The organism is Aeribacillus sp. FSL K6-8210 (assembly GCF_037963925.1).
GTDB classification, from domain to species: Bacteria; Bacillota; Bacilli; order Bacillales; family Aeribacillaceae; genus Aeribacillus; species Aeribacillus composti.
The window spans coordinates 2,420,372-2,446,929 of record NZ_CP150172.1 but is presented as its reverse complement, the minus strand read 5'-3'; the positions used below and the strand labels follow the sequence as shown (position 1 = coordinate 2,446,929).

The 26,558-nt window shown below is 38.4% G+C and carries 30 protein-coding genes; 24 read left to right on the top strand and 6 right to left on the bottom strand.

The genetic code is table 11. From position 1 onward, the window contains the following. Nucleotides 1–21 precede the first annotated feature (21 nt). Both NSQ41_RS11695 and NSQ41_RS11690 read left to right on the top strand, forming a co-directional pair. Nucleotides 22–1,932 carry an ATP-dependent DNA helicase gene (locus tag NSQ41_RS11695; protein WP_339211623.1) on the top strand — a complete coding sequence of 637 codons (1,911 nt, stop codon included), beginning with the start codon at nucleotides 22–24 and terminating at the stop codon, nucleotides 1,930–1,932. Between the two features lie 26 nt (nucleotides 1,933–1,958). Continuing rightward, nucleotides 1,959–3,482 carry a carboxypeptidase M32 gene (locus NSQ41_RS11690; RefSeq protein WP_339209994.1) on the top strand — a complete coding sequence of 508 codons (1,524 nt, stop codon included), beginning with the start codon at nucleotides 1,959–1,961 and terminating at the stop codon, nucleotides 3,480–3,482. 157 nt (nucleotides 3,483–3,639) lie between these two features. Here the strand turns inward: NSQ41_RS11690 and NSQ41_RS11685 are convergent, their stop codons facing one another. Next, on the bottom strand, nucleotides 3,640–4,545 hold the full coding sequence (locus NSQ41_RS11685; RefSeq protein WP_063388531.1) for a heme A synthase: 906 nt from the start codon (nucleotides 4,543–4,545) through the stop codon (nucleotides 3,640–3,642). A gap of 427 nt (nucleotides 4,546–4,972) precedes the next feature. Here NSQ41_RS11685 and cyoE point away from each other — a divergent pair, with 427 nt between their 5' ends. The 6 genes from cyoE (at nucleotide 4,973) to ctaG (ending at nucleotide 11,602) form a co-directional block, all read left to right on the top strand. Beyond that, a complete protein-coding gene (cyoE, locus tag NSQ41_RS11680) occupies nucleotides 4,973–5,845 on the top strand; it encodes a heme o synthase (RefSeq protein ID WP_339195788.1) in 873 nt (290 codons plus the stop codon). Between the two features lie 105 nt (nucleotides 5,846–5,950). Continuing rightward, on the top strand, nucleotides 5,951–7,033 hold the full coding sequence (gene coxB / locus NSQ41_RS11675; protein ID WP_063388529.1) for a cytochrome c oxidase subunit II: 1,083 nt from the start codon (nucleotides 5,951–5,953) through the stop codon (nucleotides 7,031–7,033). A gap of 31 nt (nucleotides 7,034–7,064) precedes the next feature. Beyond that, nucleotides 7,065–8,933 carry a cytochrome c oxidase subunit I gene (gene ctaD, locus NSQ41_RS11670; protein WP_327856253.1) on the top strand — a complete coding sequence of 623 codons (1,869 nt, stop codon included), beginning with the start codon at nucleotides 7,065–7,067 and terminating at the stop codon, nucleotides 8,931–8,933. Then, nucleotides 8,933–9,556: a cytochrome c oxidase subunit III gene (ctaE, locus tag NSQ41_RS11665; protein ID WP_339209993.1), complete on the top strand. Its 624-nt coding sequence runs from the start codon at nucleotides 8,933–8,935 to the stop codon at nucleotides 9,554–9,556. The genes ctaD and ctaE overlap by 1 nt, the downstream gene beginning before the upstream one ends. Before the next feature lie 2 nt (nucleotides 9,557–9,558). Continuing rightward, nucleotides 9,559–9,888 carry a cytochrome c oxidase subunit IVB gene (ctaF, locus tag NSQ41_RS11660; protein ID WP_339209992.1) on the top strand — a complete coding sequence of 110 codons (330 nt, stop codon included), beginning with the start codon at nucleotides 9,559–9,561 and terminating at the stop codon, nucleotides 9,886–9,888. A gap of 808 nt (nucleotides 9,889–10,696) precedes the next feature. Then, complete coding sequence (gene ctaG, locus NSQ41_RS11655) at nucleotides 10,697–11,602, top strand: cytochrome c oxidase assembly factor CtaG (RefSeq protein ID WP_339211621.1); 906 nt, start codon at nucleotides 10,697–10,699, stop codon at nucleotides 11,600–11,602. A gap of 30 nt (nucleotides 11,603–11,632) precedes the next feature. Here ctaG and NSQ41_RS11650 read toward each other — a convergent pair whose 3' ends face one another. Beyond that, nucleotides 11,633–11,992: a YugN family protein gene (locus NSQ41_RS11650; protein WP_144597729.1), complete on the bottom strand. Its 360-nt coding sequence runs from the start codon at nucleotides 11,990–11,992 to the stop codon at nucleotides 11,633–11,635. Between the two features lie 200 nt (nucleotides 11,993–12,192). On the opposite strand from NSQ41_RS11650, the gene NSQ41_RS11645 reads away from it, so the two are divergent. From NSQ41_RS11645 to NSQ41_RS11615, 7 genes are all read left to right on the top strand, one after another. Then, complete coding sequence (locus NSQ41_RS11645) at nucleotides 12,193–12,549, top strand: CBS domain-containing protein (protein WP_339209991.1); 357 nt, start codon at nucleotides 12,193–12,195, stop codon at nucleotides 12,547–12,549. A gap of 136 nt (nucleotides 12,550–12,685) precedes the next feature. Further along, a complete protein-coding gene (locus tag NSQ41_RS11640) occupies nucleotides 12,686–13,717 on the top strand; it encodes a CAP-associated domain-containing protein (protein WP_339211620.1) in 1,032 nt (343 codons plus the stop codon). An 82-nt stretch (nucleotides 13,718–13,799) separates the two neighbouring features. After that, nucleotides 13,800–14,174, top strand: a complete 375-nt coding sequence (gene ylbD / locus NSQ41_RS11635) for a spore coat protein YlbD (RefSeq protein WP_063388521.1) — start codon at nucleotides 13,800–13,802, stop codon at nucleotides 14,172–14,174. 5 nt (nucleotides 14,175–14,179) lie between these two features. Then, nucleotides 14,180–14,416, top strand: coding sequence for a YlbE-like family protein (locus NSQ41_RS11630; protein ID WP_063388520.1), 237 nt, complete (start codon nucleotides 14,180–14,182; stop codon nucleotides 14,414–14,416). 180 nt (nucleotides 14,417–14,596) lie between these two features. Next, the gene (locus tag NSQ41_RS11625; RefSeq protein ID WP_339196671.1) at nucleotides 14,597–15,034 is read left to right on the top strand and encodes a hypothetical protein; all 438 of its coding nucleotides are present in this window, start codon (nucleotides 14,597–14,599) and stop codon (nucleotides 15,032–15,034) included. Nucleotides 15,035–15,098: 64 nt separating this feature from the next. Beyond that, nucleotides 15,099–15,539, top strand: a complete 441-nt coding sequence (locus tag NSQ41_RS11620; protein WP_063388518.1) for a YlbF family regulator — start codon at nucleotides 15,099–15,101, stop codon at nucleotides 15,537–15,539. A gap of 34 nt (nucleotides 15,540–15,573) precedes the next feature. Beyond that, nucleotides 15,574–15,846 (top strand): YlbG family protein, encoded by a 273-nt coding sequence (locus NSQ41_RS11615; protein ID WP_063388517.1) that lies wholly within the window; start codon nucleotides 15,574–15,576, stop codon nucleotides 15,844–15,846. A gap of 30 nt (nucleotides 15,847–15,876) precedes the next feature. Here NSQ41_RS11615 and NSQ41_RS11610 read toward each other — a convergent pair whose 3' ends face one another. Further along, a complete protein-coding gene (locus NSQ41_RS11610; RefSeq protein ID WP_130156241.1) occupies nucleotides 15,877–16,266 on the bottom strand; it encodes a methylthioribose kinase in 390 nt (129 codons plus the stop codon). Nucleotides 16,267–16,674: 408 nt separating this feature from the next. Here NSQ41_RS11610 and rsmD point away from each other — a divergent pair, with 408 nt between their 5' ends. Together rsmD and coaD are read left to right on the top strand one after the other, a co-directional pair. Then, nucleotides 16,675–17,226 (top strand): 16S rRNA (guanine(966)-N(2))-methyltransferase RsmD, encoded by a 552-nt coding sequence (gene rsmD, locus NSQ41_RS11605; protein WP_066251986.1) that lies wholly within the window; start codon nucleotides 16,675–16,677, stop codon nucleotides 17,224–17,226. A gap of 21 nt (nucleotides 17,227–17,247) precedes the next feature. Continuing rightward, nucleotides 17,248–17,742 carry a pantetheine-phosphate adenylyltransferase gene (gene coaD / locus NSQ41_RS11600; protein ID WP_063388514.1) on the top strand — a complete coding sequence of 165 codons (495 nt, stop codon included), beginning with the start codon at nucleotides 17,248–17,250 and terminating at the stop codon, nucleotides 17,740–17,742. A 40-nt stretch (nucleotides 17,743–17,782) separates the two neighbouring features. On the opposite strand, the gene ylbJ is transcribed toward coaD, so the two are convergent. After that, entirely contained in the window at nucleotides 17,783–19,003 is a 1,221-nt protein-coding gene (ylbJ, locus tag NSQ41_RS11595) for a sporulation integral membrane protein YlbJ (RefSeq protein ID WP_339209989.1), read from the bottom strand. 153 nt (nucleotides 19,004–19,156) lie between these two features. On the opposite strand from ylbJ, the gene NSQ41_RS11590 reads away from it, so the two are divergent. Then, nucleotides 19,157–19,951, top strand: coding sequence for a patatin-like phospholipase family protein (locus NSQ41_RS11590; RefSeq protein WP_063388513.1), 795 nt, complete (start codon nucleotides 19,157–19,159; stop codon nucleotides 19,949–19,951). Beyond that, the gene (locus NSQ41_RS11585; protein WP_339209987.1) at nucleotides 19,941–20,963 is read left to right on the top strand and encodes a SepM family pheromone-processing serine protease; all 1,023 of its coding nucleotides are present in this window, start codon (nucleotides 19,941–19,943) and stop codon (nucleotides 20,961–20,963) included. The genes NSQ41_RS11590 and NSQ41_RS11585 overlap by 11 nt, the downstream gene beginning before the upstream one ends. On the opposite strand, the gene NSQ41_RS11580 is transcribed toward NSQ41_RS11585, so the two are convergent. Then, nucleotides 20,960–22,186 carry a nucleotidyltransferase gene (locus NSQ41_RS11580; protein WP_339209985.1) on the bottom strand — a complete coding sequence of 409 codons (1,227 nt, stop codon included), beginning with the start codon at nucleotides 22,184–22,186 and terminating at the stop codon, nucleotides 20,960–20,962. The genes NSQ41_RS11585 and NSQ41_RS11580 overlap by 4 nt on opposite strands. Nucleotides 22,187–22,317: 131 nt before the next feature. Here NSQ41_RS11580 and NSQ41_RS11575 point away from each other — a divergent pair, with 131 nt between their 5' ends. The 3 genes from NSQ41_RS11575 (at nucleotide 22,318) to NSQ41_RS11565 (ending at nucleotide 24,414) form a co-directional block, all read left to right on the top strand. After that, nucleotides 22,318–22,842 (top strand): YceD family protein, encoded by a 525-nt coding sequence (locus NSQ41_RS11575; protein ID WP_339209984.1) that lies wholly within the window; start codon nucleotides 22,318–22,320, stop codon nucleotides 22,840–22,842. Between the two features lie 28 nt (nucleotides 22,843–22,870). After that, nucleotides 22,871–23,044, top strand: a complete 174-nt coding sequence (gene rpmF / locus NSQ41_RS11570; RefSeq protein WP_063388509.1) for a 50S ribosomal protein L32 — start codon at nucleotides 22,871–22,873, stop codon at nucleotides 23,042–23,044. A gap of 776 nt (nucleotides 23,045–23,820) precedes the next feature. Next, a complete protein-coding gene (locus tag NSQ41_RS11565; RefSeq protein ID WP_339196664.1) occupies nucleotides 23,821–24,414 on the top strand; it encodes an RsfA family transcriptional regulator in 594 nt (197 codons plus the stop codon). 201 nt (nucleotides 24,415–24,615) lie between these two features. Here the strand turns inward: NSQ41_RS11565 and NSQ41_RS11560 are convergent, their stop codons facing one another. Further along, nucleotides 24,616–25,095: an N-acetyltransferase gene (locus NSQ41_RS11560; RefSeq protein ID WP_063388507.1), complete on the bottom strand. Its 480-nt coding sequence runs from the start codon at nucleotides 25,093–25,095 to the stop codon at nucleotides 24,616–24,618. Nucleotides 25,096–25,283: 188 nt separating this feature from the next. On the opposite strand from NSQ41_RS11560, the gene NSQ41_RS11555 reads away from it, so the two are divergent. After that, entirely contained in the window at nucleotides 25,284–26,168 is an 885-nt protein-coding gene (locus tag NSQ41_RS11555) for a 2-dehydropantoate 2-reductase (protein ID WP_339196661.1), read from the top strand. After that, nucleotides 26,168–26,551, top strand: coding sequence for a DUF3397 family protein (locus NSQ41_RS11550; protein WP_339209983.1), 384 nt, complete (start codon nucleotides 26,168–26,170; stop codon nucleotides 26,549–26,551). Before NSQ41_RS11555 ends, NSQ41_RS11550 begins: the two co-directional genes overlap by 1 nt. Nucleotides 26,552–26,558: the final 7 nt, after the last annotated feature.

Here is a 26,558-nt window from a genome sequence, read left to right as displayed (position 1 = left end):
ATCACGGAGGTTGGAGTCATGATGTTTCAAGGTTTACCTTTCCCGCTGACAAAAAATGAAAGTTTTTATGAAGCGTTAAACAAATGGATCGGTGATGTTCTGTATGATATTTTGCCTGAAAAAGGCTTTGAATTGCGCGACGAACAAATTTTTATGGCTTTCCAGCTTGACAGAGCTTTTAAAGAAAAGAAAGTTATGTTTGCGGAAGCGGGAGTAGGGACAGGAAAAACGATTGTTTATTTGCTTTATGCGATTGCATATGCGCGATATACCGGAAGACCTGCCGTCATTGCCTGTGCGGACGAAGCTCTAATTGAACAGCTTGTCAAAAAACAAGGGGATATAAAAAAGCTTGAAGAAGCTCTAGGTCTAAAAGTGGATGTGCGATTGGCAAAATCGATGAACCAATATTTATGTTTGGACAAGCTTGAGGATTTGCTTGGAATGGACGATGATGAGGACTTTTTTGATCTTTATGAATCTCTCCCTGAATTCGTGCATGATCAGAGCGGATTGCAATCTTACTATCATTATGGAGACCGGAAGCAATACCCGTTTTTTTCCGATGAAAAATGGGAAAAAATCAGCTGGGATCCTTTTAAAAACTGTTTGTCATGCAGCAAAAGACATCGGTGCGGCTTAATTCTTTCCCGCGATTATTATCGGAAGGCGAAGGATTTAATCGTTTGCTCCCATGATTTTTATATGGAGCATATTTGGACGAAAGAATCCCGGAAACGTGAAGGACAGCTCCCGCTTCTCCCAGAGCACAGCTGCGTCGTGTTTGATGAAGGCCATTTATTAGAATTTGCGGCTCAAAAGGCACTTACGTATCAAGTGAAAAAAGAAACGCTAGCAGCATATTTAGAAAAAATTTTAAAGAACAACATTCGTGAACAACTTGCAGAAATGGTCGAAGAAGCGCTTTTAGCGAACGATCATTTTTTTCATATGCTGTTTAAAAGTGCACATCAAAAGGAAGGCTCCAATCGGTTGACAATCACGAGAACAGACGATTTGTTAGAAGCGGCCGGAAATTTGTATGAACGATTGAATCAGCTGTCTGAAGCTTTAGTTTTTGAAAGTGAACTATATACCATTGATGAATATAGCTTAAAGATTGTGGAAGAATACCTTGATCAAATGGAATTTTCTTTTCGCTTGTTTTTACAATTTGACAACACAATTACCTGGCTTGAACAAAACGGCGCGTCATCTTCTTTTGTGATCATGCCGCAAAGGATAGAAGATATTTTAAAAGAAAAAGTGTTTTCTCATAAAATACCTTATATCTTTTCATCAGCCACTTTATCGGATCAAAACGGATCGTTTGCTTATTTAGCGAATAGCCTTGGTATAAAAGATTATCTATCATTCTCCGTTTCCTCTCCTTTTGACTATGAAAAAAATATGAAAGTGTTTGTAAAAAAAGGTACGAGCGAGGAAAAATTGAACTGGACGGAATCTGTCATAAAATCAAACAAAGGGCGCACGTTAATTTTATGCAGAACGAAAGAGGAGCTGCTTTTCTTAAAAAAACATTTACCAAGCTTTTGGCATTCATGTTTATTTGAAGGAGATTATGAAATCAGCGAATTAGTGGCATCTTTTGAAAGAGATCCGGAAACCGTTTTGTGCGCTGTGCATTTATGGGAGGGGCTTGACGTTCCAGGACCGTCGCTTGAACATGTGATCATTTGGTCGCTTCCATTCCCGCCGGATGATCCTGTATTTGATGCGAAACGAAAATCCGCAACAGATCCTTTTTATGAAGTGGATCTTCCGTATATGATACTGCGGCTGAAGCAAGGAATTGGACGCCTCCTTCGCACGAAAGATGACCATGGTACTGTAACGATTTTTATCAGCAAAGATGAGGGAGAAAATATTGTTTCGGAGGTCGTAAAAGCGTTGCCTGTCAAACCGAGCTGAAATATATTTTCAATTGGAAGAAGGGGATGATCAAAATGGGCTTAAAAGAAAAAGAACAAAAATTTTTCGATTACTTAAAGAAAATGGAAAGCTATGAAGAAGCATTAAATTTAATGTATTGGGATTTACGGACGGGTGCGCCGAAAAATGGATTGGAGCGGCGAGCTGAAACAATCGGCATTCTTTCTGAAGAGTGGTTCCAGATGTCCGTTTCAGATACTATGAAAGAGTTTCTTGATGAATTAACAGAAAAACATGTTTATGACAATCTCTCTTCGGTGACAAAGAAAGCTCTTCAGGAATGCAGAGAGGAGTATGAAAAAAACATTAAGATTCCGAAAGAGGAATATAAAGAATATGTCATTCTCCAATCAAAAAGCGAATCAGTTTGGGAAGAAGCGAAAGCAAATGCAGATTTCAATCAGTTTGCTCCGTATTTAGAAAAATTAATAGAATTCAATAAAAAGTTTATTTCCTATTGGGGCTATAAGGGACATAAATATAATACGCTCCTTCATTTGTATGAACCAGGAATAACTGTGGAGACGCTTGACAAGGTTTTTGCAGAGCTAAAAAAACATATCGTCCCATTAGTACAACAAATTGTACAATCATCAAAAAAAATCGACGTTTCGTTTTTGCACAAACCGTTTCCGAAAGAAAAACAGCGAAAGTTTTCCGAATATATTTTAAAGGAAATAGGCTACAATTTTGATGCCGGCCGCCTTGATGAAACCGTCCATCCTTTTGAAATTCGAATGAACCGGGGCGATGTTCGAATTACAACAAAGTATGATGAAACAGATTTTCGAACGGCCGTTTTCGGAACCATTCATGAAGCCGGACATGCGATTTATGAGCAAAACATAAATGAAGAACTGGAAGGAACTCCTCTTGCTGACGGCGCTTCAATGGGGATTCATGAATCTCAATCATTATTTTATGAAAATTTAATTGGGCGAAACTATCATTTCTGGAAGCGATATTACAACCAACTTAAAACGTATGCTCCAAACCAATTTACTGGGGTTTCTTTAAATGATTTTTACAGAGCGATCAATGAAGTTAAACCATCGCTGATCCGTATTGAAGCAGATGAATTGACATATTGTCTTCATATCATTGTACGCTATGAAATAGAAAAATTGCTGTTTGAAGGAAAGTTGGACGTGTCTGATCTTCCAAAAGTTTGGAATGATAAATATAGCGAATATTTAGGTATTGCTCCAGATCATGATGGAAACGGGGTGCTTCAAGATGTTCATTGGGCGGGAGGAAGCTTTGGCTATTTCCCTTCATATGCTTTAGGATATATGTATGCAACGCAATTGATGCAAAAAATGGAGCAGGATCTTTCGAATGTTGAAGAACTTATTGAAAACGGAGAATTTCAGCAAATTCAAAGCTGGCTGACAAAACATGTTCATCTATATGGCAAAATGAAAAAACCGCTGGAAATATTAAAGGATGCGACTGGCGAATCGTTGAATCCGGCATATTTTATTCAGTATTTAGAAAAGAAATATAAAGACATTTACAGTCTTGATTAAAAGATTCGTTTGGAAAACTTTCCATCAGCAATCAGGGAAAAATTGTTTCGATTTTTAAAATGACATCCCACATTCTTAAAAAAATAAAAGATGGCGGATATCAGCTCTTTCGCCGATTTCCGCCATCATCAATTCTAAAGGCTTTAGACAGAGCCTTTTAATCATTCGAAGCTTTTGCCCGGCCTGCAAGAAGAACAAAATAGCACAACAGCCCGAACAAGCAGGAAATAAATAAAGCATGTGCCAAGGCAAGATAAAGATTTAAATCAGACAAGATCACGGATATGCCGGATAACGCTTGGAGAAGAATGAGAATGAAAGCTATAATCCAACCCCAATACATCACTTTTTGATCTTTATAATGTTTTATCGCATGAATAGTGGCAACCGCAATCCAAATAAACAGCAAGCCTGCTGCAAAGCGGTGGCCCATTTGCACCCATTCATGGACGGTTTGCGGGAACAAGCGATTTTCGCTGCAAAAAGGAATGCTTGGACAAGCTAGACTTGCGCCTTTATGCCGAACATATGCACCTGTGTAAATGACAATATAACTGTAAGTAATAATGCCATAAATATGAAATCGCATTTTTTTCCCAATGACAGCATTATCTGCGTCAAATTTTTTATCAACTTCAAAAATCAGCAGAGTAAGCAGCAAAACAGCTGCAAATGAAATGAGGGAAATTCCAAAATGAAGTGCAAGAACGGCATCGGATTGCCCCCATACGACAGCTGCAGCACCGATTAGCGCCTGCAAAACAATAAAAAAGATGGCCAGAAAACAAAGCAGCTTTGTTTCTTTTTTATGCCCGATCGCTTTCCAAGCCCAAATAACAAGACATAAAACAAGGATTCCTGCAATTCCGCTCACAAGTCGGTGTGAAAGTTCAATGATTGTTTCTAATGTCAAAGGGTCTGGAAGAACTTTTCCGTGGCAAAGCGGCCAAGACCGGCCGCATCCTTGAGATGATCCTGTTTTTGTTACGAGTGCTCCGCCAATTAAAACGAATAGCATGACGATTGTTGTCACGACGCCAAGCCATTTTAATAAATAGTGCATGTCTCATTCACCTTCTAACATCTTTAATAAGTTTAAAAAGCCGAAAGAAACTCCATAATGGGTATAGAAACATCAAACTTCGAAACAAATAGTTTCTTGTAGAATCAGAAAAAGCTTGAATATTCAAAAGGAGTTTGCTAGAAATATTATGGGGAAGGCATTTTGCCGAAACGTTCGACCAACTATTATTATAATCGGAAAATATTTTATTTTTAACCGCTTCACAATTTCGACAAACTTTATTCGCGAAATGTACACAAAAAATTGACGAATTATGGTTTAATACTATATGAATGCTTTTTTGTCTCGTGTTTTTTTTATATGATAGAGGCAAACGCTAAATGGTCTCAGATAGGAGGCCGTCCCAGAGGAGGTCATTCAATTGGGTAATACAAGGGGCGAAGTTGTTTTAAACGATCGGCAAGAAATAGAAGTGGCAACTTCCGCTTGGAAAGATTTTTTATCATTAATTAAAATCGGAATCGTCAACTCCAATTTAATCACCACTTTTACCGGAATATGGTTGGCATTATATTTCAGCGGTAAAAGTTTTCTTGAAAATATAGATATTGTTGTGTTTACATTGCTTGGAACAGCAGCTATTATTGCTGGATCTTGCGCAATCAACAATTTTTATGACAGAGATATTGACCATGTAATGGAAAGAACAAGATTACGCCCAACCGTAACGGGCCGTATAAGCTCGTTTCAAGTATTGCTGCTGGGGACCGGCTTCATTTCCATTGGAACGATTTTGCTTCTAATGGTTTCTGTTTCCGCAGCCGTCATTGGTTTGTTAGGCGTGTTTTCCTACATAGTGCTATACACGATGTGGACAAAACGCCAATATACGATCAATACGGTAGTCGGCAGCATCGCTGGAGCTGTTCCGCCGCTGATTGGATGGGCTGCAGTTGATGATTTAAATATCATTGCATGGATTTTATTTCTAATCATGTTTATTTGGCAGCCGCCTCATTTCTTGGCACTTGCGATGAAGCGTTCGGAAGAATACCGTAAAGCTGGAATTCCGATGCTTCCAGTTGTTCATGGCTTTGAGGTGACGAAAAGACAAATCATTGTTTGGGTTGCCTGCTTGCTGCCCCTTCCTTTTTATTTGTTTAGCCTAGGCATTGGCTTCATCGTTTTGGCTACTGTATTGAACATTATTTGGTTGATTTTGTCATTAATTGGACTGAAAATGAAAAATGATTTAAAATGGTCTAAGTGGATGTTTATCTATTCAATTAACTATTTAACCATTTTGTTTGTGGCTATGGTTGCCTTTTCAATAATTTAACGTTCGGTAGTAATTCTTTCTAGATAAGAATTTATTCATAGAAGGAATTCTTCATTTTTTCTTTATGAACAGGATTTAACAAAGAAAGAGGGGTTTGATTTAGCGATGAAAAAGCTGAAATGGCGTCTTTTGTTACTACTTTCAGTCATGACGCTCGTATTGTCAGGCTGCGGCGAACCGTTTATTTCCACGCTGATTCCAGCTGGAGAAGTTGCCGATGAACAATTTTCGCTCATGATGTTGAGTACGGCAATCATGGTGATTGTTGTTGCAGTCGTAACGATTATTTTTATTTATGTCTTAATGAAATTCCGCCGGAAAGGAAGCGATAAAATTCCGGTACAAGTGGAAGGAAGCCATAAGCTTGAAATCATTTGGACTGTTATTCCTATATTATTGCTGATTGTATTGGCAGTTCCGGTAGTTGCTTCCACCTTTAATTTGGCGGATACCGACCCAATGAAAAAAGCGTTGGCAGACGATAAAAATGGAGGAAAAGATCCTCTTGTTGTCAATGTAAGAGCAAGTTTGTATTGGTGGGAATTTGAATATCCTGGCTATGGAGTCATTACAAGCCAAGATTTAGTCTTGCCGACAGATGAAAAAGTTTATTTTAACTTAAAAGCATCAGATGTGAAGCACTCATTCTGGATTCCTCCAGTTGGTGGTAAAATCGATACAAACACAGATAATGAGAACCAGTTCTGGTTAAAAATTGATTCAAAACGTGCGAAGGAAGCTGAAAACATTTTTTACGGGAAATGTGCTGAATTATGCGGACCATCTCACGCATTGATGGACTTTAAAGTGAAGGCGGTTTCCCGAGATGAATTTAATTCTTGGATTAATAAAATGAAAAATTTCAAAGCTGAAACTGTTGCTCAAACAGCGTCTGCAAAACAGGGAGAACAAGTGTTCAAAGATAAAGGCTGTATCGGCTGCCATGCAGTATCACCAGCTGATAACCGACCTGAACAAGCACGCACGGCACCTAACTTAGCGAACTTTGCTGATCGTGAACGAGTAGCCGGCATCTTGGAGCACAATGAAGAAAATATTAAAAACTGGTTGAAAGATCCTGAAAAATATAAACCTGGCAACACAATGACAGGCACATACGGTAAGTTGACTGAAGAAGAACTTCAAGCATTAACAGATTATTTACAAAGCCTATCAGTTGAAAAGTAATGCTCACTAATTATAAAAGGGAGGTTACATCGTGAGTACGTTAGCTCGGAAAAAAGGGTTCTGGCCAACGGTTTGGGACTATTTGACAACTGTTGACCATAAAAAGATTGCCATCCTTTATTTAATCGCTGGAGGACTCTTTTTTGTAATTGGTGGAATTGAAGCGCTTTTAATGCGTATTCAATTGGCCATCCCAGAAAATGACTTTGTCAGTGCAGGTACGTTTAACGAATTGATGACAATGCACGGTACAACGATGATATTTTTAGCAGCTACGCCGTTATTGTTTGCATATATGAACGCAGTTGTTCCACTCCAAATTGGAGCTCGTGACGTTGCGTTTCCGTTTTTGAATTCTTTAGGCTTTTGGTTGTTTTTCTTTGGCGGTGTTTTCTTAAATTTAAGCTGGTTTTTAGGCGGGGCACCTGATGCTGGCTGGACGGCATACGCATCAGTGGCCTTGAATTCTCCTGGACATGGAGTAGACTTTTATATACTAGGGCTGCAAATTTCCGGTATAGGAACATTGATCGCCGGGATCAACTTTATTGTTACGATTATTAATATGCGTGCTCCCGGAATGACATACATGCGGATGCCATTGTTTACATGGACTACATTTGTGTCATCATCGCTCATTTTGTTTGCGTTCCCTCCGCTAACTGTTGGAATTGCGCTTTTAATGTTTGACCGTTTATTTGGCGGGAACTTTTTCAATCCGGCTTTAGGCGGGAATACGATCATTTATGAACATATTTTCTGGATTTTTGGGCACCCTGAAGTTTACATTTTAGTTTTGCCGGCATTCGGAATTTTTTCGGAAATTATTCCAACTTTTGCTCGGAAAAGATTGTTTGGGTACACATCAATGGTGTTTGCAACAGTATTGATCGGATTTTTAGGATTCATGGTGTGGGCGCACCACATGTTTACAACAGGTCTTGGTCCGATTGCCAATGCGATTTTTGCGGTTGCAACTATGACAATTGGTGTGCCGACAGGAATTAAAGTGTTTAACTGGCTCTTTACGATGTGGGGCGGAAGCATCCGCTTTACGACACCGATGCTTTATGCAGTCGGCTTTATTCCTTCGTTTGTTATGGGTGGTGTGACTGGAGTCATGCTCGCTGCTGCTCCAGCCGATTATCAATACCATGATACTTACTTTGTTGTTGCACACTTCCACTACGTAATCGTTGGTGGTATCGTATTTGCTATTTTGGCTGCTGCCCATTATTGGTGGCCAAAAATGTTTGGAAAAATGTTAAATGAGACGCTTGGTAAAATAACATTTGTATTATTTTTCATCGGTTTCCATTTAACGTTCTTTATCCAGCATTTCCTTGGTTTAATGGGAATGCCGCGCCGCGTGTTCACATTCTTATCAGGCCAAGGCTTTGACACTGGAAACTTGATCAGTACAATAGGTGCGGTTCTGATGGGAGTAGCCGTAGTCGTTCTCTTGATCAATGTTGTGGTTACTTCTGTGAAGGGAGAAAAAGTAGGTGCAGATCCTTGGGAAGATGGACGTTCACTAGAGTGGGCAGTTGCATCTCCGCCTCCTGAATACAACTTTAAACAAACACCGCTTGTTCGCGGATTAGATCCTTTATGGATTGAAAAAATGGAGGGTAAAAAAGGCTTAACACCTGCTGAACCGCTAAGTGATATTCATATGCCGAACTCTTCAATCTTGCCGTTTTTTATTTCATTAGGCTTATTCATTGCCGCTTTCGGCCTCATGTACCACAATGACTATTCGTGGGGTGTGCCGGTTGCGATTATCGGCTTTATTATTACGTTCGGTACGATGTTTTTACGCTCGGTTATTGATGACCACGGATACCATATTCATAAAGAGGATCTTTTAAAAGATGATAATGGGGGGGTTCGGGCATAATGCAAGTAGAAGAAAAATTAACGGCTGAAACGTTTCCTGAGCAGCCAGAAAAGGCCACCCTCGAAGGGAAAAATAAGTTTATAGGTTTTTGGGTTTTCTTAGGCGGCGAAACTGTGTTGTTTGCCACGTTGTTTGCTACGTTTCTTGCGTTGAGAAATTCCACCGCTGGTGGAGCCTCAACGCAGGAGCTCTTTGATATCAAATTAGTATTTGTAGCGACAATGCTCTTATTAACAAGCAGTTTGACAAGTGTCTATGCAATTTATCATATGAAAAACTTTCAATTTGGTAAAATGCAGTTCTGGTTTGGAGTCACCGTTTTATTAGGTCTTGCGTTCTTAGTTTTAGAAATTTATGAATTTAACCATTATATGCATGAATATGAATTTAAGTTGACAAGCAGTGCGCTTGGTTCAGCCTTTTACACATTGGTAGGAACGCACGGTGCACACGTTGCCTTCGGGCTTCTCTGGATCACAACGCTGATGATTCGAAATGCAAAACGCGGATTAAACTTATACAACGCTCCTAAATATTACGTCGCAAGCCTTTATTGGCACTTTATCGACGTTGTTTGGGTATTTATATTCACAGTTGTATACTTAATGGGAATGGTGGGATAACGATGGTGAGTGAAAATTCTCGTAACCCAAAAGTTGATTTAGCGTTTCGCCGTAAAAAAAATGCGGAAGAAATGAAGCACCAAGTCGTTTCATTTGCGTTAATGATCTTTTTAACGATTGTAGCTTTTATTACAGTAGGATATGATGGAATTGGTGAATGGTTGAAAGTTCCATTTATTGTACTGCTTGCATGCATTCAAGTCATTTTCCAGCTATATTATTTCATGCATATGAATCATAAAGGACATGAAGGACCACAGTTTTTCATATGGTCAGGTATTTTTGTCACATTTCTGACGGTTCTTGCCTTTATGACAATTGTCTGGTGGTAAAATACTCTTTATGGAAGCAATCAGTTTTAACTGGTTGCTTCTTTTTTGTGCGCCCGGCATGTATATGAACTATAGGGTGTAAGTCCCGAACCCCGAAGACAGAAGTAGAGGTTAGCCAAGAGCAAGGGTGTCCGTGGTGACGCGGAATCTGAAGGAAGCTGGAGGCAAAACACCGGTCCGAGGAACACGAACCTCATATAAGGCTAGGTATGATTGAGTGAGTTTGCAAAACAAAACAAAGCTCTTTCTGTCGAAGGTCATATCGAGTAAATGAGGCGGATAGATGGTGTGAAAGTGCATGTACTTACCCGGGGAGGTCTGGTGGATATGTGAAGTACGCTTCATAACCTACTTAGTGATAAGTAGCTGAACCGTCAGAAGTCAGCAGAGGTCATAGTATTAGTTGGTCTAGAACAACTAAGAAGGACCGAACAATTAAGAGAGAATAGCCCTTGGCATTCAGTGAGTCATGATGAACACAGAAAACGTAGTACCTCACTTGAGGGAGGAAGCGGTGAATCCCGTGGGAGACCTCTTGGAGGGTGGAGTGACCACTGGCATAAAGAGAACAGCTATTCACGGAAGTTATGAAAACTTGCGTCAATTATCTTAATTGAACCGCCGTATACGGAACCGTACGTACGGTGGTGTGAGAGGACGGGAGTTAATCGCTCCCTCCTACTCGATTAAAGGCAATATAAATCTGCTTGCTGTAAGAAATGCAAATTCATAGAACGTTCATTGGAAAAAGAAAAGGAAAGCATGTATAATGAAATGGAATCGACTAGATCGATGATTGAAAGGATTGATTCAGTTGAGTTTAGATATATTTGGCTTTCGCGCTATGTGGAGTCCGCTGTTTTTTATATTTTGTGTTATTTTAATTGTGCTTTACTTATTATTAACCGATTCGCTTCGTCACTATTTTAAAAATTCTGAACCGGTCAGCTTAAAGCAAAAATTAGTGTTTATATTGGCAATCGTTCTCCTTTATGTCAGCAAAGGAAGCCCGCTTGATTTGCTGGGGCACATTACATTTACAGGGCATATGGCTTCAATGGCGATTTTGTTTTTAATCGTAGCACCGCTTTTGATTATCGGCGTCCCTGAATGGTTATGGAAGGCTGTTATGGAAAAGCCGGTCATAAAACCTGTTGTAAAATTTTTCACTAAACCGATATTGGCAATGATTCTGTTTAATTTATTTTTTTCCTTGTATCATGTGCCGTTTATATTCGATACATTAAAATCAAATTATATTTATCATGAGGCTGCGACTACCTTTATTTTCGTTTTTGCCTTTTTTATGTATTGGCCATTGATTGGAAAAAGTCCAAATTGTCATCCAATTGGGGGTCTGAAAAAAATTGCCTACATTTTAGGAAACAGCGTTTTAATCACACCAGCCTGCGGTTTAATCATTTTTGCAGGTGCGCCGCTGTTTGAAACATATTCGAATCCGGAGGCGTGGGTAAAGACTTTAAGCTTATGTGTTCCTTCTGATACGTTGGCTGGGTTGTCTTTGTCAGGCCCGCAAATGTTTAGCGGAATGCCGCTGCTTGAGGATCAGCAGCTTGGCGGCATTATTATGAAAGTGATCCAAGAGCTTGTGTACGGAACATTTTTAGCTCATGTATTTTTTGAATGGGCGAAAAAAGAAAGAGAAAAAGACGACATCGATGTGCAAAATTTGTCTCCTGAACCAAATAAATAAAAAAACTGCAGGTTATTTGCCTGCAGTTTTTCAAACAGTTAAGCTTTCAATCGCTTCTTTTGCCCGCTTTAACAGTTTTTCGCTCGACTCAACGATGACGGCTGGAAAATGTTCATCCTCTCCATATTCGACACCATGAGGATAATAATGTTTCCCTAATATTGGAGTTAGCAATTTAATAAGTGCGTAGCGGCCTCCCACATCGCCTTCAATACAATATCCTTGTACTCTTAAATAGAAAACATCGCCCTTATGCTCAAATTTTTTGTCAAACGTCACACGGTCATAATCCCATTGGCCGGCAAGGATAAAACCTAATTCTGTCAACGCATCCTTAAGGTGAGACAATTCCACCGTCAGCCCTTCCAGGCCGATTTGTTCAAATTTCATATGTATTTCCCTCCTAAGCGCTTCGAACAAAAAATTGATTTCTCTCTACTGTTTAATAATAGTATGAATAATTAAAACATGCAATGTTATATATATAGCATTTACACAATGTTCAAATAAAATTCGGTATTCAAATGGAGAGCGAATAAAGAAAATCGAAATTTCCCATAATAGATCAAAAAGCATAAGAGGTGTCCTCATTGAAAAAGGTAAAGGAAATTATGTTAACAAATTGTATTTTTTGCACACCGTTAGATAATGTGTTTGAAGCGGCTGTGAAAATGAAAGAGTCAAATGCTGATGCCGTTTTAATCGTTGAAAATGATCAATTAGCAGGAATCATAACCGATCGTGATCTTGTGACAAAAGGAATTGCAGAAAAACGTCCTGGTTCTACGAAAATTACGGATGTAATGAACGGCGATGTTGTAACGATCACTCCTGATGCATCAGCAGAAGACGCAGCTGAGATGCTTGCAGCTCATCATATTCATCATTTGCCGGTTGTTGAGGATGGAAAGGTTGTTGGCATTATAACAGAACGTTGTTTTACATGATGAAAAGACAAAAACTACACCATTAAAAATGAGAGAAGTGAATTTTTCATGAAATGTTTGCAAAATTTCCCCATTTTTGATTAAAATGACTTAAAACAGAATATATAAGAAACAAAGAAAGAAGAGGGGAATTGAACTGAAAAGAGTTACAAGAATTATATTGATATTTGTAATTATTACATTAACATATATCGTATATGTCACCTTTCAAAAGGAACCAGTACTGCCTCCGGAACAGCAAAATTTTCAAGAGAAAACGGACAAAGAAATAAAAGTGGGGGAAGGAGTTATCTCATTTGTCGGAAGATCTTCCAAAGAAGTACTAAAAACCTTTGGCAAACCTGATCGGATTGATCCATCAAGATACGATTATGAATGGTGGATATACCGAGATGATTTGCAGCAATACAAGCAATTCGGTGTTTTAAACGGAAAGGTCGTTACAGTTTTTGCTATTGGAAAAGAAGTAAATGTAGATCCGTTTCAAATTGGCCAGCCGTCTACCCAAGTATTTCATATTGTCGCTCCCAATTCATTTGTCACAGCAGATATTGGTTTAAACTCATATCGGTTCGAGCTGTCGGAAGATGACCTGAATGTCAGGCCGACAGTCCGTTTGAATGATGATCTTTATGTTCAGTTGTATATGGATAAATTCACTGGAACGTTATCGAGCATTAGAGCTTTTGATGTTCAAACATTAGTAAAACAGCGTCCATATGAAGTTGTATATAGAGGCGAGCTTTTAGCGGCAGAGCCTATAACAGAGGAAGAGCAGCGGAAAATTGAGTACGGGGAAGAACAACAAATTGTTGACATAACGAATGTAATACGAACAATAAATGGTTTAAGTCCTCTTAAGCAGGAAGAAAGCACAGCGAAAGTCGCCTATTCTCACAGCAAGGAAATGAGTGAAAAAGGATATTTTTCTCACGTTTCGCCTAATAGAGGCTCTCTTTCCGATCGTTTGACATCTGCTGGGGTTCATTTTGAAATGGCTGGTGAAAATATTGCGCATGGATATATGGATGGAATTGACGCGGTCGAAGGCTGGCTGAATAGTGAAGGACACCGAAAAACGCTTCTTGATGAACGGTTCACACATATAGGGGTAGGAGTGTATGAAAAATTTTATACGCAAAATTTTATTGCAAAGCGGGCCAAATGAAGAGGCTCGCTTTTTCATTTTATCACCAATTTTTCCGTTATCGATATATTAAATATAAGAAAAACGTTTATGAGGTGATCGCATGAAAACAAAATCGTTATCAAAACTCGAATTGTTTAAACAATTTATTAAAAAACATCCAAAATTAATAGAAGAAGTCCGCAAAGAAAAGAAAACATGGAAGGAGATTTATGAAGATTGGCAGCTTTTAGGTGAGGAAGATCCTTTGTGGAATAAATACCGATCAAACAGTATGAAAAGCCGTAAACATCAACAAGGTGATTTTCTGAAAAATATTTTACAAACTTTTCAGCATTTAGATGTGGAGACGGTAAACGAACATTTATATAAAATGAATGATGCGATTTCAACCATTCAAAATCTTTTAAAAGAGATCGAGAGCAGCCGCAAATCAGATCCGAATCATTCGCATCCCTTATCGTTTAGAAAGGATTAATAACAATGAGAAAGGACTTGTATTTATATATTCAACAAAATCCCCTTTTAAAGCAATACATTCGCGAAAAGCCATATTGGTACCGCACCTTGACTAGACATCCTGAATTTCTTGAGAAAATGGAAATTAGCATGGCAAATGACTATTATCTAACTCTGCCGCATAAAATAGAAAAATTTTCGAATTCTATTCAAATGATGTCGATGATGCTGGCGATGCTGCAAGCATTTCGCGAAAATTAACGGTTCAAATGTGTTTGTACGAAAGTAATCATTTTTCCTAATGGAATGAAAAAAACGGGTTTTTGTTTGTATTCCGCATTCAGCAGCTTCCGAATTTGTGAATGACGCGTCAGCGTCTTTTTTATTTTAAGCACATGTTTTTACATAAAGTGTTGAAAATATATGAAAAAGGAGGCATCAATGATTATGCAAATGAAATGGCTCGCAATGCTGACGCTTCTCACGGTTATGGCGGCTTGTTCCCCAGAAAAACCGGTACCGGAAGGAAATAAAAAAGACAGCATCGTTCCGACAGAAATTCATGAATCCGACAGAAATGCCGTTGAAACGATGAACAGCCAAATAAGAAAATTTCAAGTTCGTCATCATGTAGAAGGAAACAACGTTTATGTAGAATGCTATGTGCCTGATTTTACATTTAACGGTGAACGGAACACGAAAAAAGAAGGAGAAGGTCATATCGTATTATATATTGATGGAAAGAAAAAAAGTGATATTTATTCTGCTGCATTTATAATAAAAGGATTGTCTAAAGGGCGGCACACAATCAACCTGGAATTAGTATATAATGATTCAACCAGCTATCAATTGAAAAAAGAATGGATTGTAAATATATGAGAAACGCAGGCGTTGTAAATAAGATGATGTTCGTGCTACAATCAATATTGGAGGTGTGATCTTAATGGTTACGTCAATGGAAAGCGTTCTGCTTTTAGATGAAGCGGAAGCTTTAGCAAAAATGATAACAGAATCAGAACTTGCGATCGAATATCGGCGTTCATTATATAATTTGCAAAATGATCAAGAAGCTCAAACAATCATTCAAAAATTTGTCAAAATAAAAGAGCAATACGAAGATGTCATGAGATTTGGCAAATATCATCCTGATTATAATCGAATTAAAAGCGAAATGAGGGAAATTAAAAGAGAACTTGATTTAAATGATAAAGTCGCTGCATTTAAAAAAGCGGAAAAAGAAATTCAAAAACTTCTCGATGAAATCAGCATGTATATCGGACGAGCTGTTTCAACAGCCATTAAAGTTCCTACTGGAAACCCTTATTTTGAAATGATGCCTAGCTGTGGATGCGCATCAGGCGGAGCATGCGGCTGTTCAGCTTAAACGGGTTTAGAAGCAAAGGAAAAGGAGAATCGGGATGTTTGAAAAAAGACAAGGAATTATTGTTTGGCTGCATTCTTTAAAATATGTAAAAAGTTTGCGGAAATTTGGAAACATTCATTATGTTTCAAAAAAAATGAAATATGTTGTTCTTTATTGTGATAGAGAACAAATAGACGAAATAATGGACACCATTGCATCATTTTCTTTCGTAAAAAGGGTCGAACCTTCTTACAGGCCGCTTTTAAAAATTGAATTTGAATCAAAAGTGGATAAAGCAAAAGAATATGATTATAAAATTGGATTATAAATAGGACAGCCGAGAATTTAGGCTGTCCTACTATTGTAAAGAAGGTATGTATCGGTTCATCCGCAATATGCCGATTAAATGCTGGTAATACAATTCAACATCAGAAAATTGGTCTGAAGGCTTTACAACAAGCTCGATCAGCTCATGACCATATGTTTCGGCAGCCTGTTGAAAAAGTTCAAATCGTTTGTTCGTTTTTTTCTGCGGATTTGGGATCCCTTCCCGGCAAATATAAAGAGGCTGGAAATCACCTATCTCCGTCGGTTTTAACACAATGACGAACGAACAAACCTCTTTTCCATTTTTTACTGTATAAAGGACTAGAAAGTGCGAAATCCGGTCTTGATTTCTTTTTGCGATTTCCAATAATTCGTATATATCTGAATATCCTTCTCCTAGTTCAATAAATCGCTGGATCATTTTTATCCTTCCTCCAATGGGTATTTGGTTGCTAAATTCATAAGCTAAATGTATTGCGCTTTTGTCCGTAAATAAATGTATCATGAAAATGGAAGAATTGAAAGAATAAAAAAAAGCCTGCAGATTGGATCTGCAGGATCCTTCCTAGCTTTGAAGCCAAATCTTCAAAGCAGAAGGGAAAGGGAGAGGAGAAACCGGAGGAAGAACTTATGGGGAAACGTAAGTCTTCTCCGCGGTTGGCAACAACACCATCACAACTGATGTTGTCACTTTCATTATGGTCAATTGGCAAAAAATTATACTCGCTTCTGCAAAAAAACAGCTGTCAAATTTAATTGATGATCTTACATTTTCTATGTTAATATTATTCCGAGCCAAAAGGAATTTTGTCAAGTTGTGGTGAATGGTATGAGAGTGGTTTCCGGTGCATTAAAAGGACGAGCATTAAAATCGGTTCCTGGAAAGACGACAAGACCGACGACAGATAAAGTAAAAGAAGCAATATTTAACATGATCGGACCATATTTTGAAGGGGGACTTGCTTTAGATTTGTTTGCCGGCAGCGGCAGTCTTGGAATAGAAGCTTTATCAAGAGGGATAGAATGCTCTATTTTTATTGATAAAGATATGAAAGCGATTCAAACGATTCGAGAGAATTTAGAAAATTTAAAGTTAAACGACTGTTCTGAAGTATATCGCACCAGCGCTGATCAAGCGTTAAAAGCTGTCAGCAAACGCGGGCTGAAGTTTCGGATCATATTTCTGGATCCGCCTTATAAAAAACAAAAATTAGAATCTATTCTAAAGGTAATTCATGAGCAGTCTTTGTTGTCAACGGATGGTGTCGTTGTGTGCGAGCATAGCTATGAAGTAACATTGCCAGACCAAGTTTTATCACTTGCAAAAACGAAGTCTGAGCGATATGGTATAACAAGTGTATCTTTGTATCAAAATGTTTGAAGTCGGATGGGGGTATTTATTTTGGCAAGCATTGCAGTCTGTCCGGGAAGCTTTGATCCCGTTACATATGGACATTTAGACATCATAAAGCGGGGGGCAAATGTATTTGAAAAAGTGTATGTTTGCGTTTTAAACAATTCTTCAAAAAAGCCGCTATTTACTGTAGAAGAAAGATGTGAGCTGCTGAGAAAGGTAACGGGCAACTTACCGAACGTATACATTGAATCCTTTCAAGGGCTGCTCGTTGATTATGCGAGAAGCAAAAATGCGAATGCTATATTGAGAGGCCTTCGGGCTGTTTCTGATTTTGAATATGAAATGCAAATCACTTCAGTGAACAGAGTGCTGGATGAAAATATAGAAACTTTTTTTATGATGACAAACAATCAGTATTCGTTTTTAAGTTCAAGTATTGTTAAAGAAGTCGCTAAATACGGCGGAAAAGTTTCTGAGCTTGTACCGTATGAAGTGGAAGAAGCATTAAAGAAAAAATATGAGCATATGTATAAAAAATAATTTTTTGAGGTTCGGAAAATTTTGGTTTCCGAACCTTTTCTTATGTGCCACTTTTATTTCTTAAACGAAAGTAGTAAATCAAAATATACACAATGAGCGTGCAAATCGTGATAACGGGGCCGACTTTGGAAAGGAGCAGCCAATACTCCGTGAGAAAGCTTGGAGTTTTTTCAAATATAAATGCTGGTGCATAACCTTCATTCTTTGATAATAGATCGATATATAAAGGCTTGAATAAGATCAAAGCAGAGAGGCTTGAAAAAATACCTTGCATAATGCGGGCAAAGAAAAAAGGCTTAAAGCGGATGTCTGTTTCTGCTAAAATGCTTGCCACTTGTGCTTGAACGGAGAAGCCGCTGAATGCCAATATAAAGCTTGTGATGATCACCTTATCCAGCATGGCGGCTTGTGCCTGGCTTGTAAGCTGGCTGCCTAATGTTATTTCAAACAGTCCGGAAAAAAACGGAACGGAAAGCTCAGTCGGTATATGAACAAGAATAAACAAAGACGATATGAAAGTTGCTGCTATGTCCGCCACATGAACGATGCTTAAAATTTGATTTAATACCGAAAACAAAATGATAAAGCCCCCGATGACGAGCAGCGTTTGGACAGAATTGAGAACGGCATCCCCGAGCATTTTTCCAAGAGGTTTTTCATTTTGCATTCTCATTTCGTGCATAAGCTGAAACGCTTTTTTAAATGATGGCTTCGAATGTACTGTTTCCTTTTGCAGCTTTTTTTCATCTTTTCCCCAAAATCTCATCGTTAGCCCGACGAAAACATTTCCTAAATAATGCGAAACGGCCAGCAGCAATCCGAGATTTTTATCTTGAAAAAAACCTATTGACACAGCTCCGAAAATAAATAGAGGATTTGAAGAGTTGGAAAAAGACACAAGCCTTTCCGCTTCATGTCTTGAGATCTGGTTTTCTTGTCTTAATCTTGCAGTCAATTTTGCCCCGGCGGGAAATCCGGAAGCCATCCCCATTGCCCAAACGAATCCCCCTGCTCCTGGAACTTTAAAAACGGGCCGCATAAGCGGTTCTAAAAACACGCCGATAAAACGGATCACACCGATTGATATAAGAATTTCCGAGACAATAAAAAAAGGCAGCAAGGAAGGAAAAACAATGTTCCACCACATATGTAATCCCCGCTTTGATGCCTCAAGTGAGGCGTCAGGAAAAAAAATAATCGTGCAGGTGATAAAGAAAATAACGGTTGCGTATAAAGCAGTTTTAATTTTTGCCTCTTTCAATTGTTATGCCCCCTATTGAAAACTGCACACGTATAAGCTGACATGATAGAATGAATAAGAGGTTTTCGTACAACCTATAATTCAATATACGTGAATAGGGTGGCATTTTAGACCATATGATGAATAACAAATTCATGAAAGGGGGCTCCGTTTATGCCGAAACATCCAACAATTGGTGTGGCGTTAGGTTCCGGGGGAGCTAGAGGGTTTGCTCATCTGGGTGTTTTGAAAGTGTTGAAGCAGCATGAAATACCGATTGATATGATTTCCGGTTCGAGCATGGGGGCCCTTGTAGGAAGCTTTTATGCCTCAGGTTTAACTGTTGAACAAATGTATAAATTGGCGGCAGCATTTAAACGAAAATATTTTATCGATGTGACCGTTCCAAAAATGGGGTTTATTCAAGGAGACCGCATTAAACAGTTAATTCGAATTTTTACCCGAAATCAAAATATAGAAGATTTGCCGATTCCTTTAGCGGTCGTTGCAACCGATTTAAATGAAGGGAAAAAAGTTGTTTTTCGAAAAGGTCCTGTTGCGGATGCCGTTCGGGCAAGCATTTCGATTCCGGGAATTTTTGTTCCTTTTTCTTATAACGGCTCGTTATTAGTTGACGGAGGAGTGATTGAACGGGTTCCCGTTTCAGCGGTGAAAGAAATGGGGGCTGATATCGTAATAGCGGTCGATGTATCACATGTCAAAAAAGAAGCTCGCATTCAGTCCATTTTTGATGTCATTATGCGGAGTTTAGACATTATGCAAAATGAGTTAGCGCAGCATCGAATAACATCAGATGTAGTGATCTGCCCGCGTGTTGAACATTTTCACAGCGGAGCGTTTACGAAAATTGATGAAATTATTAAACTTGGTGAAGAGGAAGCAACGAAACATATTGATGAGATCAAGAATAAGATCAACCAATGGAAGGAGACCAATCATGAAAAGTAAACGCATTATTATTTCTCTTATCATCAGCATCATTGTCGCACTCTCCGGTTCCTTCATCAAGCTCCCTTATTATATTACAAAACCGGGATTGGTCAATGATTTATCCAATATGATTCATGTTGAAAACGGATATAAGGAAGAGGGCAGCTTTTCGTTAACAACAGTCCGTTTCGGGAGAGCAACATTATTTACGTATTTATGGGCGAAAATGCAGAATGATTATGAGATTATGCCGATTCAACATGTCCGCCAAGAAGATGAATCTGATGAGGAATATATAAAACGTCAAATACATATAATGGAAGCTTCACAAAAAGCTGCGATTACCATCGCCTATAAAGAAGCCGGCAAAAAAATTACTATTCAAAATAATGGCGTTACAGTATTGGAGGTTATGAAAGAAGTACCGGCAAGGGAAAAATTAAAAGTTGGCGACCGAATCGTCGAAGCCGATGGAATGAAAATAAAAACTTCAGAGCAATTCACTGATTATTTAAAAGGGAAGAAAAAAGGCGATCATATATCACTAAAAATAAACAGAGATGGAAAAATAATTGAAACATCAGTAGAACTTGTCCAAATTCCTGGTTATCCTAATAAAACGGGTCTCGGTGTTGGCGTCGTGACGGATAAAAAATTGACGACTTCACCAGGTATTACTATCAATACAAAAGATATCGGCGGTCCTTCAGCAGGTCTGATGATGGCTCTTGAAATTTACGATCAGCTGACGGAAACGGATTTAACAAAAGGATTAGAAATTGCTGGAACAGGAACGATTAATGAAAAAGGGGAGATAGGTCCGATCGGCGGCATTTCACAAAAAGTGATAGCAGCAGACCGTGCTGGGATTGATATATTTTTTGCCCCTAACGAAAACGGCAAGAGAGGCTCCGATTATGAAGAAGCGCTGAAGACACGAGACTCCATTCATTCTGATATGAAAATCATACCGGTGGATACATTTGATGATGCCGTCCATTATTTAGAAACAATGAGGACTTCCGGTTAAGGAAGCCCGTAACGTATAGGAGGCATTGTATACTCGAGCTTCATAAACTCGGTTGCGGCAGGTTCGTTGAGGATGAGCGCATAAACATTTGTCGCTCTGAGATCCATTTCCAATACATCTGAAGAATAGGACGAAACTTTAGAAATAAGCGGCAGCTCCAACTGTTTTTTAACAGCTTGCAAATAGCTTTGCCCCCGCCCTGACATTCCGAGCAAACGAATATACGGGGCTTTTTTCGTTTTTAATATGCTCGCCATTTCTTCTTTTTTCGTATTGGTCAAAAGATAGGTGCATAATCTTTGCAATCTTGTCCATGTGTATCTTTTCGTTTTCAAGAGAGATAGAAACTGGTGGAATGATGCAGCCCTTTTAATATGGTGAACAACGCGGTGTTCCAAGCCTTCGTCCATTTCATATATTTCTTTTAATTCTGTTAAAGTTTTGGACAATATAGAATATTTTAAAAATGGAAAGTAAAGCTCCCAATCGTGAAAGGCTGAATAAGTTTGTTTATAATTCAGTAAAATGCGAAACGAACTTTCCGGAACATAATGTTTCATGGAAGACAAGTTTTGTTCATGAACAATGTTTTTTCGGATGCTTGTTGCGCTGGCAATGCTCGGGTGATGGTATGATTCATCATGGTAGCCGGCGCCAATTCTCTCGATTGTAAGAGGCTTCATCGAGCTTTTTTGTTGAACAATGGCTTTGACATATTGAAATCCTAATATATTGTTGGGTTTGCTTAAATCTAATAGCGTTTTTTCCCCGGAAGCAATTTTTTGAAAAGCAATGGAAACGGCCTTTGGATAACTGTTGCCTTTCGAAAGCGCTGTTTTCAAAAGATGAACGAAATCATCGCTTCTTTTCTCCAGCAGTTCATATGTTTCAAGAAAAGCGTCAATTTTTCCGACCTCGCTTCCGAAACATAGTGAATCACAGCCAAGCGCATCTAAAATCGACACGGCGCCGCTGGCGAAAATTTCTGCGCTTTGCGATGAAAAGGCAAACGGAAGTTCAAAAACTAGATCTGCGCCGCCTGCTAGAGCCATTTCTGTTCTCGCCCATTTTGAGACGAGTGCCGGCTCTCCCCTTTGCAAGAAATGACCGCTCATCACTGCAATGACAATATCAGCATTTGCTTTCTTCTTTGATTCGGCAAGATGGTGTAAATGACCGTTATGAAATGGGTTATATTCTACAACAATTCCGACCGCCTTCAACTCCATCACCTTCTTTTTCAATTCATCAATATATTTGTGCAATAATGCCTATATTATAGTGTAAAGGAAAAATATTGACAAATACTTATTTGAAAGCTATAATAACCTTTGTTGTCTTGAGGTGATATATGTTGAAATGGTCTGTTCATCAATTATATAAACTGCAGAAAAAAGGCTTACAAATCAATGAAGATGTCGATCTATATGATCTTGTCCAAAATCATCCTGATTTGCGGGAGATAACTCCTGTTCATGTTCAAGGACATGCAGATATAAGCTCTATGAAAGTCATCTTTCATTTAACAATTACTGGCGAAATGACGCTTCCTTGCGCAAGAACACTTGTTGATGTTAAATATCCATTTGAAATCCGCACATCGGAAACGTTTTTGTTTAGCTCCGACGAGTATGAAACGAGTGAGCAAACACATGTTGTTCAAGGAGAAGTCATTGATTTAATGCCAATCATTCATGAGCTTGTCCTTTTAGAAATTCCGCTTCAAGTGTTTAGTGATGAAGAGGAAAACAAGCAGGAAGCAGCACCTCAAGAAGGAAAGTTTTGGAAGCTAATAAAAGATGAAGAACAAAAAAACAAAATTGACCCAAGATTAGCTAGCTTAGCTAAGTTATTGGATAAGAAAGAAAATGATTCTTAAAGCATTGCTCTGTAAGGAGGTGGGAAAAATGGCAGTACCTTTTAGAAGAACATCCAAAACGAAAAAAAGATTGCGCCGTACACATTTTAAATTACAAGTTCCAGGTATGGTAGAATGTCCAAACTGCGGAGAAATGAAGCTGGCGCACCGCGTATGCAAATCTTGCGGAACATACAAAGGCAGAGAAGTAGTAAACAAATAATGAAAAGTGACCATACCGTGTCAAGTAGACAATTTAGCTGCGGCCTTTTCTCGATATTCAGTCGGGGAAAGGCCGTTACATTTTGTGAAAGCAAATGCGGCTTAAGATCTGCTTGAACGGCTTGATCGTTTTTGGAGCTTTCTGTATTAAAGCGCGAGAAAAAGCTTTCAATACATACATATTTTTCTCCTGGCACAAAGGCTTCCTTGAATCTTTGAAAATTTCTTAATCCATTCTGAAATCTGTGCATCCTCTTTATTCCTAAGGTTCCATGAAGCTGCCGAGAAAACGATCCTTCCTCTAGTGTTAAGCGAACGACTTCACGAATATGAGTAGAAGATTTGTCCTTTTAGCATAAATCTCCTCCAAGCTAGACTCTAAAAAATATCCTCTCTTTTGACAGCCTGCCTGCTGGCGGAATGGGAAAAGATGTGAAGAAAATGTCGAATGCCGAATTAGAACAACCGCTTCTTCCAAATTTACTAATGCATCTCTCAATTCTCCCTCGATTTTCAAAAAAAACTTTTTAGGAAGCAGAAGAAATGTCAATGAAAAAGCACATTCTTTTTCCTTTCAACTAAAACTGTGCTTCTATCGTTTCTATTACAGGCATATATATTATTAAAAATTGCATGAAATAGTTGAGATGAGGCAAAAAGCTCGCATCACAAAATTTAGAAAAGAGAATGGAAGCAACAATTGATTTGTTACATCTCATTCTATTTTTAAAAAATCATTTTTAAGAAAAAGTCAAATCAAAACGGAGGGATGAACAAATGGCGGTGACACGGCAAGATGCATGGACAGAGGATGAAGATCTGCTCTTGAAAGAAATTGTTTTGCAGCATATTCGCGAAGGCGGAACACAACTAAAGGCTTTTGAGATCGTTGCGGAGAAACTTTCAAGAACGGCTGCTGCATGCGGTTTTCGCTGGAATTCATATTTGCGAAAAAAATATGAAACAGACATTGAACTTGCGAAACAGGAACGTAAAAAATTTAGACAGCAAAAAGAAAAGAAAAATTCCGAAAAAAAGCTGCTTCATTATGAGAAAGCAGGTGGAAGATCGGAAATCACTATCGAAGATGTGATTGCTTTTTTAAAGTCTACACAGCACCAACCGGTGAACAATCGGTTGGAAGAAGAAAATAAAAGCTTGCGTGAAAAAATCTCTTTTCTAGAACAAAAAGTAGAAGAATTTAAAAACGAAAATGAACAATTACATGAACAATTGAAGAAGATTGAAAATGAATTTTACGCTTTTATTAAAATGATGGAAAAAGTGAGGGAACGAGCAGGATTGAAAGAAGAGGCGGAGAAAGAAAAAATGAAACATAAAAAAAGACCGTTTCAGTTCGGTCAGGAATGAAAAAAGGGAGATTCTAAAAATAGATGAAACCGACAAAGCGTGCCGGTTTCATCAACTATCGACTTCTGACTTTGAAGGGGGTGTCTAATAAGTCGTTTTTATGGCTTATTGACGCCCCCATGAATGTTTTAGAAACGTTGATATATCGGTGTTTATGATTTTTTGTTTTCAATGGGGATTTGACTTTCTGGACAGCCCCTTTTAATGAGCGCCCTTTTCTTTGACAGTGACACCGTTAGGATACCAAACGAGAGGATTTTCTCCACGATCTCGTTTCATATCATACTTTACAGGGACAAAGCCCATCTTTTCCCAAAAGCCAGCCGATTTCATACGCGGATTTGTTTTTATAGGCAAGCCGAACGATTTGGCAAAATCAACTAGCGCTTTTCCATACCCTTTTCTTTGGTATTCAGGAAGCACTTCCAATTTCCATAACTCAAGATAGTCCTGTTTTGGCTCAAAATATTGATCATATTTTTTATCCACCCGATATAAACTCATCCGGGCAATTAATTTGTCTCCGTAGTAAATCCCGTAAAAGGGCGAATCGCTGTTATTTTCGATAATATTTGCTTCTAAATCCTCCAGCATGGATAATTCTTGTAAACCGTATTCTTTAAATTTTTTAAATTCCTCTAAAGTTTTATAATTGACTAATAATTTTTCCACTTTTACCATGGCGAATCTCCCCCAATTGCCGCTATAATGATAGACGCCTTTTCACTCACATTATACTAAACATAAAGAGAAAATAACATTGAAAAAATAATAAAAAAGCAAATATAATCAAATTTTTAATTATATTCAGGAAAAAGAAGAATTTTTAGTTTTTGTTTGTTATGATACATATGAGAGAGGTGGAGAACTTGAAGATCGGTGTAATTGGCGGAGGAGCTGTAGGCTTGTTAATATCGGCATACCTTAGCCGAAAACATGACATTACCCTTTATACAAAGACGGAAGAGCAGGCAATTTCGGTAAGGACAGAAGGGATACATGTCATAGGCCCGAACCCTTGGACTGCATATGTAAAATCACGTGCAGATGTATTATATAAAGAAGAAATATTAATTATTGCTGTCAAGCAATATAGTCTGCCGTCATTATTTGGAAATCTAAAGCAATTGCCGCCGAAAAAGATTGTATTTGTTCAAAACGGCATAACTCATATCGGCAGAATGAAAGAGCTTGCCCAACATGAATTGTATATAGGTGTTGTAGAGCACGGCGCCTTAAAAAAATCCCCCAATACCGTTCACCATACTGGTATTGGGAAAATTCGCATCAGCCCGTATGACGGCGGTGGGGCGCGGGAATTTATTGATCAGTTAAATACGTCTGATCCATTATTTTTGATACAATATGAAGAGGATTGGGTGCCGGTTGTATTGAAAAAACTGGCCGCCAATGCAGTTATTAATCCATTAACTGCCTTATTTCGAATGCCGAATGGCCACATCGTCAGCAATCCTTATGTTGCAAAGCTTGCCAAAAAGCTATTTCACGAAGTATGTGATGTTCTTGAAATAAATGAAAAGGATGATTTATGGGAATATATTGAAAGTATTGCAATAAAGACAAAAAACAATCGTTCATCAATGCTGTCGGATATTGAACATCATAAAAAAACAGAAATTGATTCAATATTAGGGGATCTCATTCAAAAAGGGAAAGAAAAGGGTGCTCATACTTGTACAATGGAATTTTTGTACAATGCGATTAAAGGGTTGGAAAACCAGGAGGAACGTTGATGGGAATTGTTATAGGAATTATCGCCTTTTTTGTGACGTTTCCATTGGCCGCGTGGCTGCTGTTTTTGGTTCTTTTTCGTATTCTATTAAAAAGTAAGAAAAAATCTTTCCTTTTGAGCGTGGATGTGGCTGCTGTATTTTTTGCCGTTTCATTTTGGATCAAGCTTTCTGTTATTTGGCATCATCAATCGTTTTTATGGCTGCTTTGTTTATATTTGCTGCTTTTTTTGGCGACAGCTGGACTTCAATTCGTATTAACTGACGAGATCAAATGGATGAAAGCATTGAAAATGATGTGGAGAAGTTCTTTTTTAATATTTTTTCTACTGTCTGAGAGCATGGCGATCATCGGGGTGTTTATGTACATAATGAATCAAATGTGAATAAATA

Bases quoted from the DNA above. Each gene is read 5' to 3' on its own strand.
- ylbD (WP_063388521.1), top strand. From the start codon at position 13,800: ATGAAAACAAAATCGTTATCAAAACTCGAATTGTTTAAACAATTTATT.
- NSQ41_RS11690 (WP_339209994.1), top strand. From the start codon at position 1,959: ATGATCAAAATGGGCTTAAAAGAAAAAGAACAAAAATTTTTCGATTAC.
- NSQ41_RS11685 (WP_063388531.1), bottom strand. From the start codon at position 4,545: ATGCACTATTTATTAAAATGGCTTGGCGTCGTGACAACAATCGTCATG.
- NSQ41_RS11695 (WP_339211623.1), top strand. From the start codon at position 22: ATGTTTCAAGGTTTACCTTTCCCGCTGACAAAAAATGAAAGTTTTTAT.
- ctaF (WP_339209992.1), top strand. From the start codon at position 9,559: ATGGTGAGTGAAAATTCTCGTAACCCAAAAGTTGATTTAGCGTTTCGC.
- rsmD (WP_066251986.1), top strand. From the start codon at position 16,675: ATGAGAGTGGTTTCCGGTGCATTAAAAGGACGAGCATTAAAATCGGTT.
- NSQ41_RS11630 (WP_063388520.1), top strand. From the start codon at position 14,180: ATGAGAAAGGACTTGTATTTATATATTCAACAAAATCCCCTTTTAAAG.
- NSQ41_RS11650 (WP_144597729.1), bottom strand. From the start codon at position 11,992: ATGAAATTTGAACAAATCGGCCTGGAAGGGCTGACGGTGGAATTGTCT.
- NSQ41_RS11560 (WP_063388507.1), bottom strand. From the start codon at position 25,095: ATGGTAAAAGTGGAAAAATTATTAGTCAATTATAAAACTTTAGAGGAA.
- NSQ41_RS11565 (WP_339196664.1), top strand. From the start codon at position 23,821: ATGGCGGTGACACGGCAAGATGCATGGACAGAGGATGAAGATCTGCTC.
- rpmF (WP_063388509.1), top strand. From the start codon at position 22,871: ATGGCAGTACCTTTTAGAAGAACATCCAAAACGAAAAAAAGATTGCGC.
- NSQ41_RS11590 (WP_063388513.1), top strand. From the start codon at position 19,157: ATGCCGAAACATCCAACAATTGGTGTGGCGTTAGGTTCCGGGGGAGCT.
- coxB (WP_063388529.1), top strand. From the start codon at position 5,951: ATGAAAAAGCTGAAATGGCGTCTTTTGTTACTACTTTCAGTCATGACG.
- NSQ41_RS11620 (WP_063388518.1), top strand. From the start codon at position 15,099: ATGGTTACGTCAATGGAAAGCGTTCTGCTTTTAGATGAAGCGGAAGCT.
- NSQ41_RS11615 (WP_063388517.1), top strand. From the start codon at position 15,574: ATGTTTGAAAAAAGACAAGGAATTATTGTTTGGCTGCATTCTTTAAAA.
- NSQ41_RS11625 (WP_339196671.1), top strand. From the start codon at position 14,597: ATGATTATGCAAATGAAATGGCTCGCAATGCTGACGCTTCTCACGGTT.
- NSQ41_RS11550 (WP_339209983.1), top strand. From the start codon at position 26,168: ATGGGAATTGTTATAGGAATTATCGCCTTTTTTGTGACGTTTCCATTG.
- NSQ41_RS11585 (WP_339209987.1), top strand. From the start codon at position 19,941: ATGAAAAGTAAACGCATTATTATTTCTCTTATCATCAGCATCATTGTC.
- ctaE (WP_339209993.1), top strand. From the start codon at position 8,933: ATGCAAGTAGAAGAAAAATTAACGGCTGAAACGTTTCCTGAGCAGCCA.
- NSQ41_RS11610 (WP_130156241.1), bottom strand. From the start codon at position 16,266: ATGATCCAGCGATTTATTGAACTAGGAGAAGGATATTCAGATATATAC.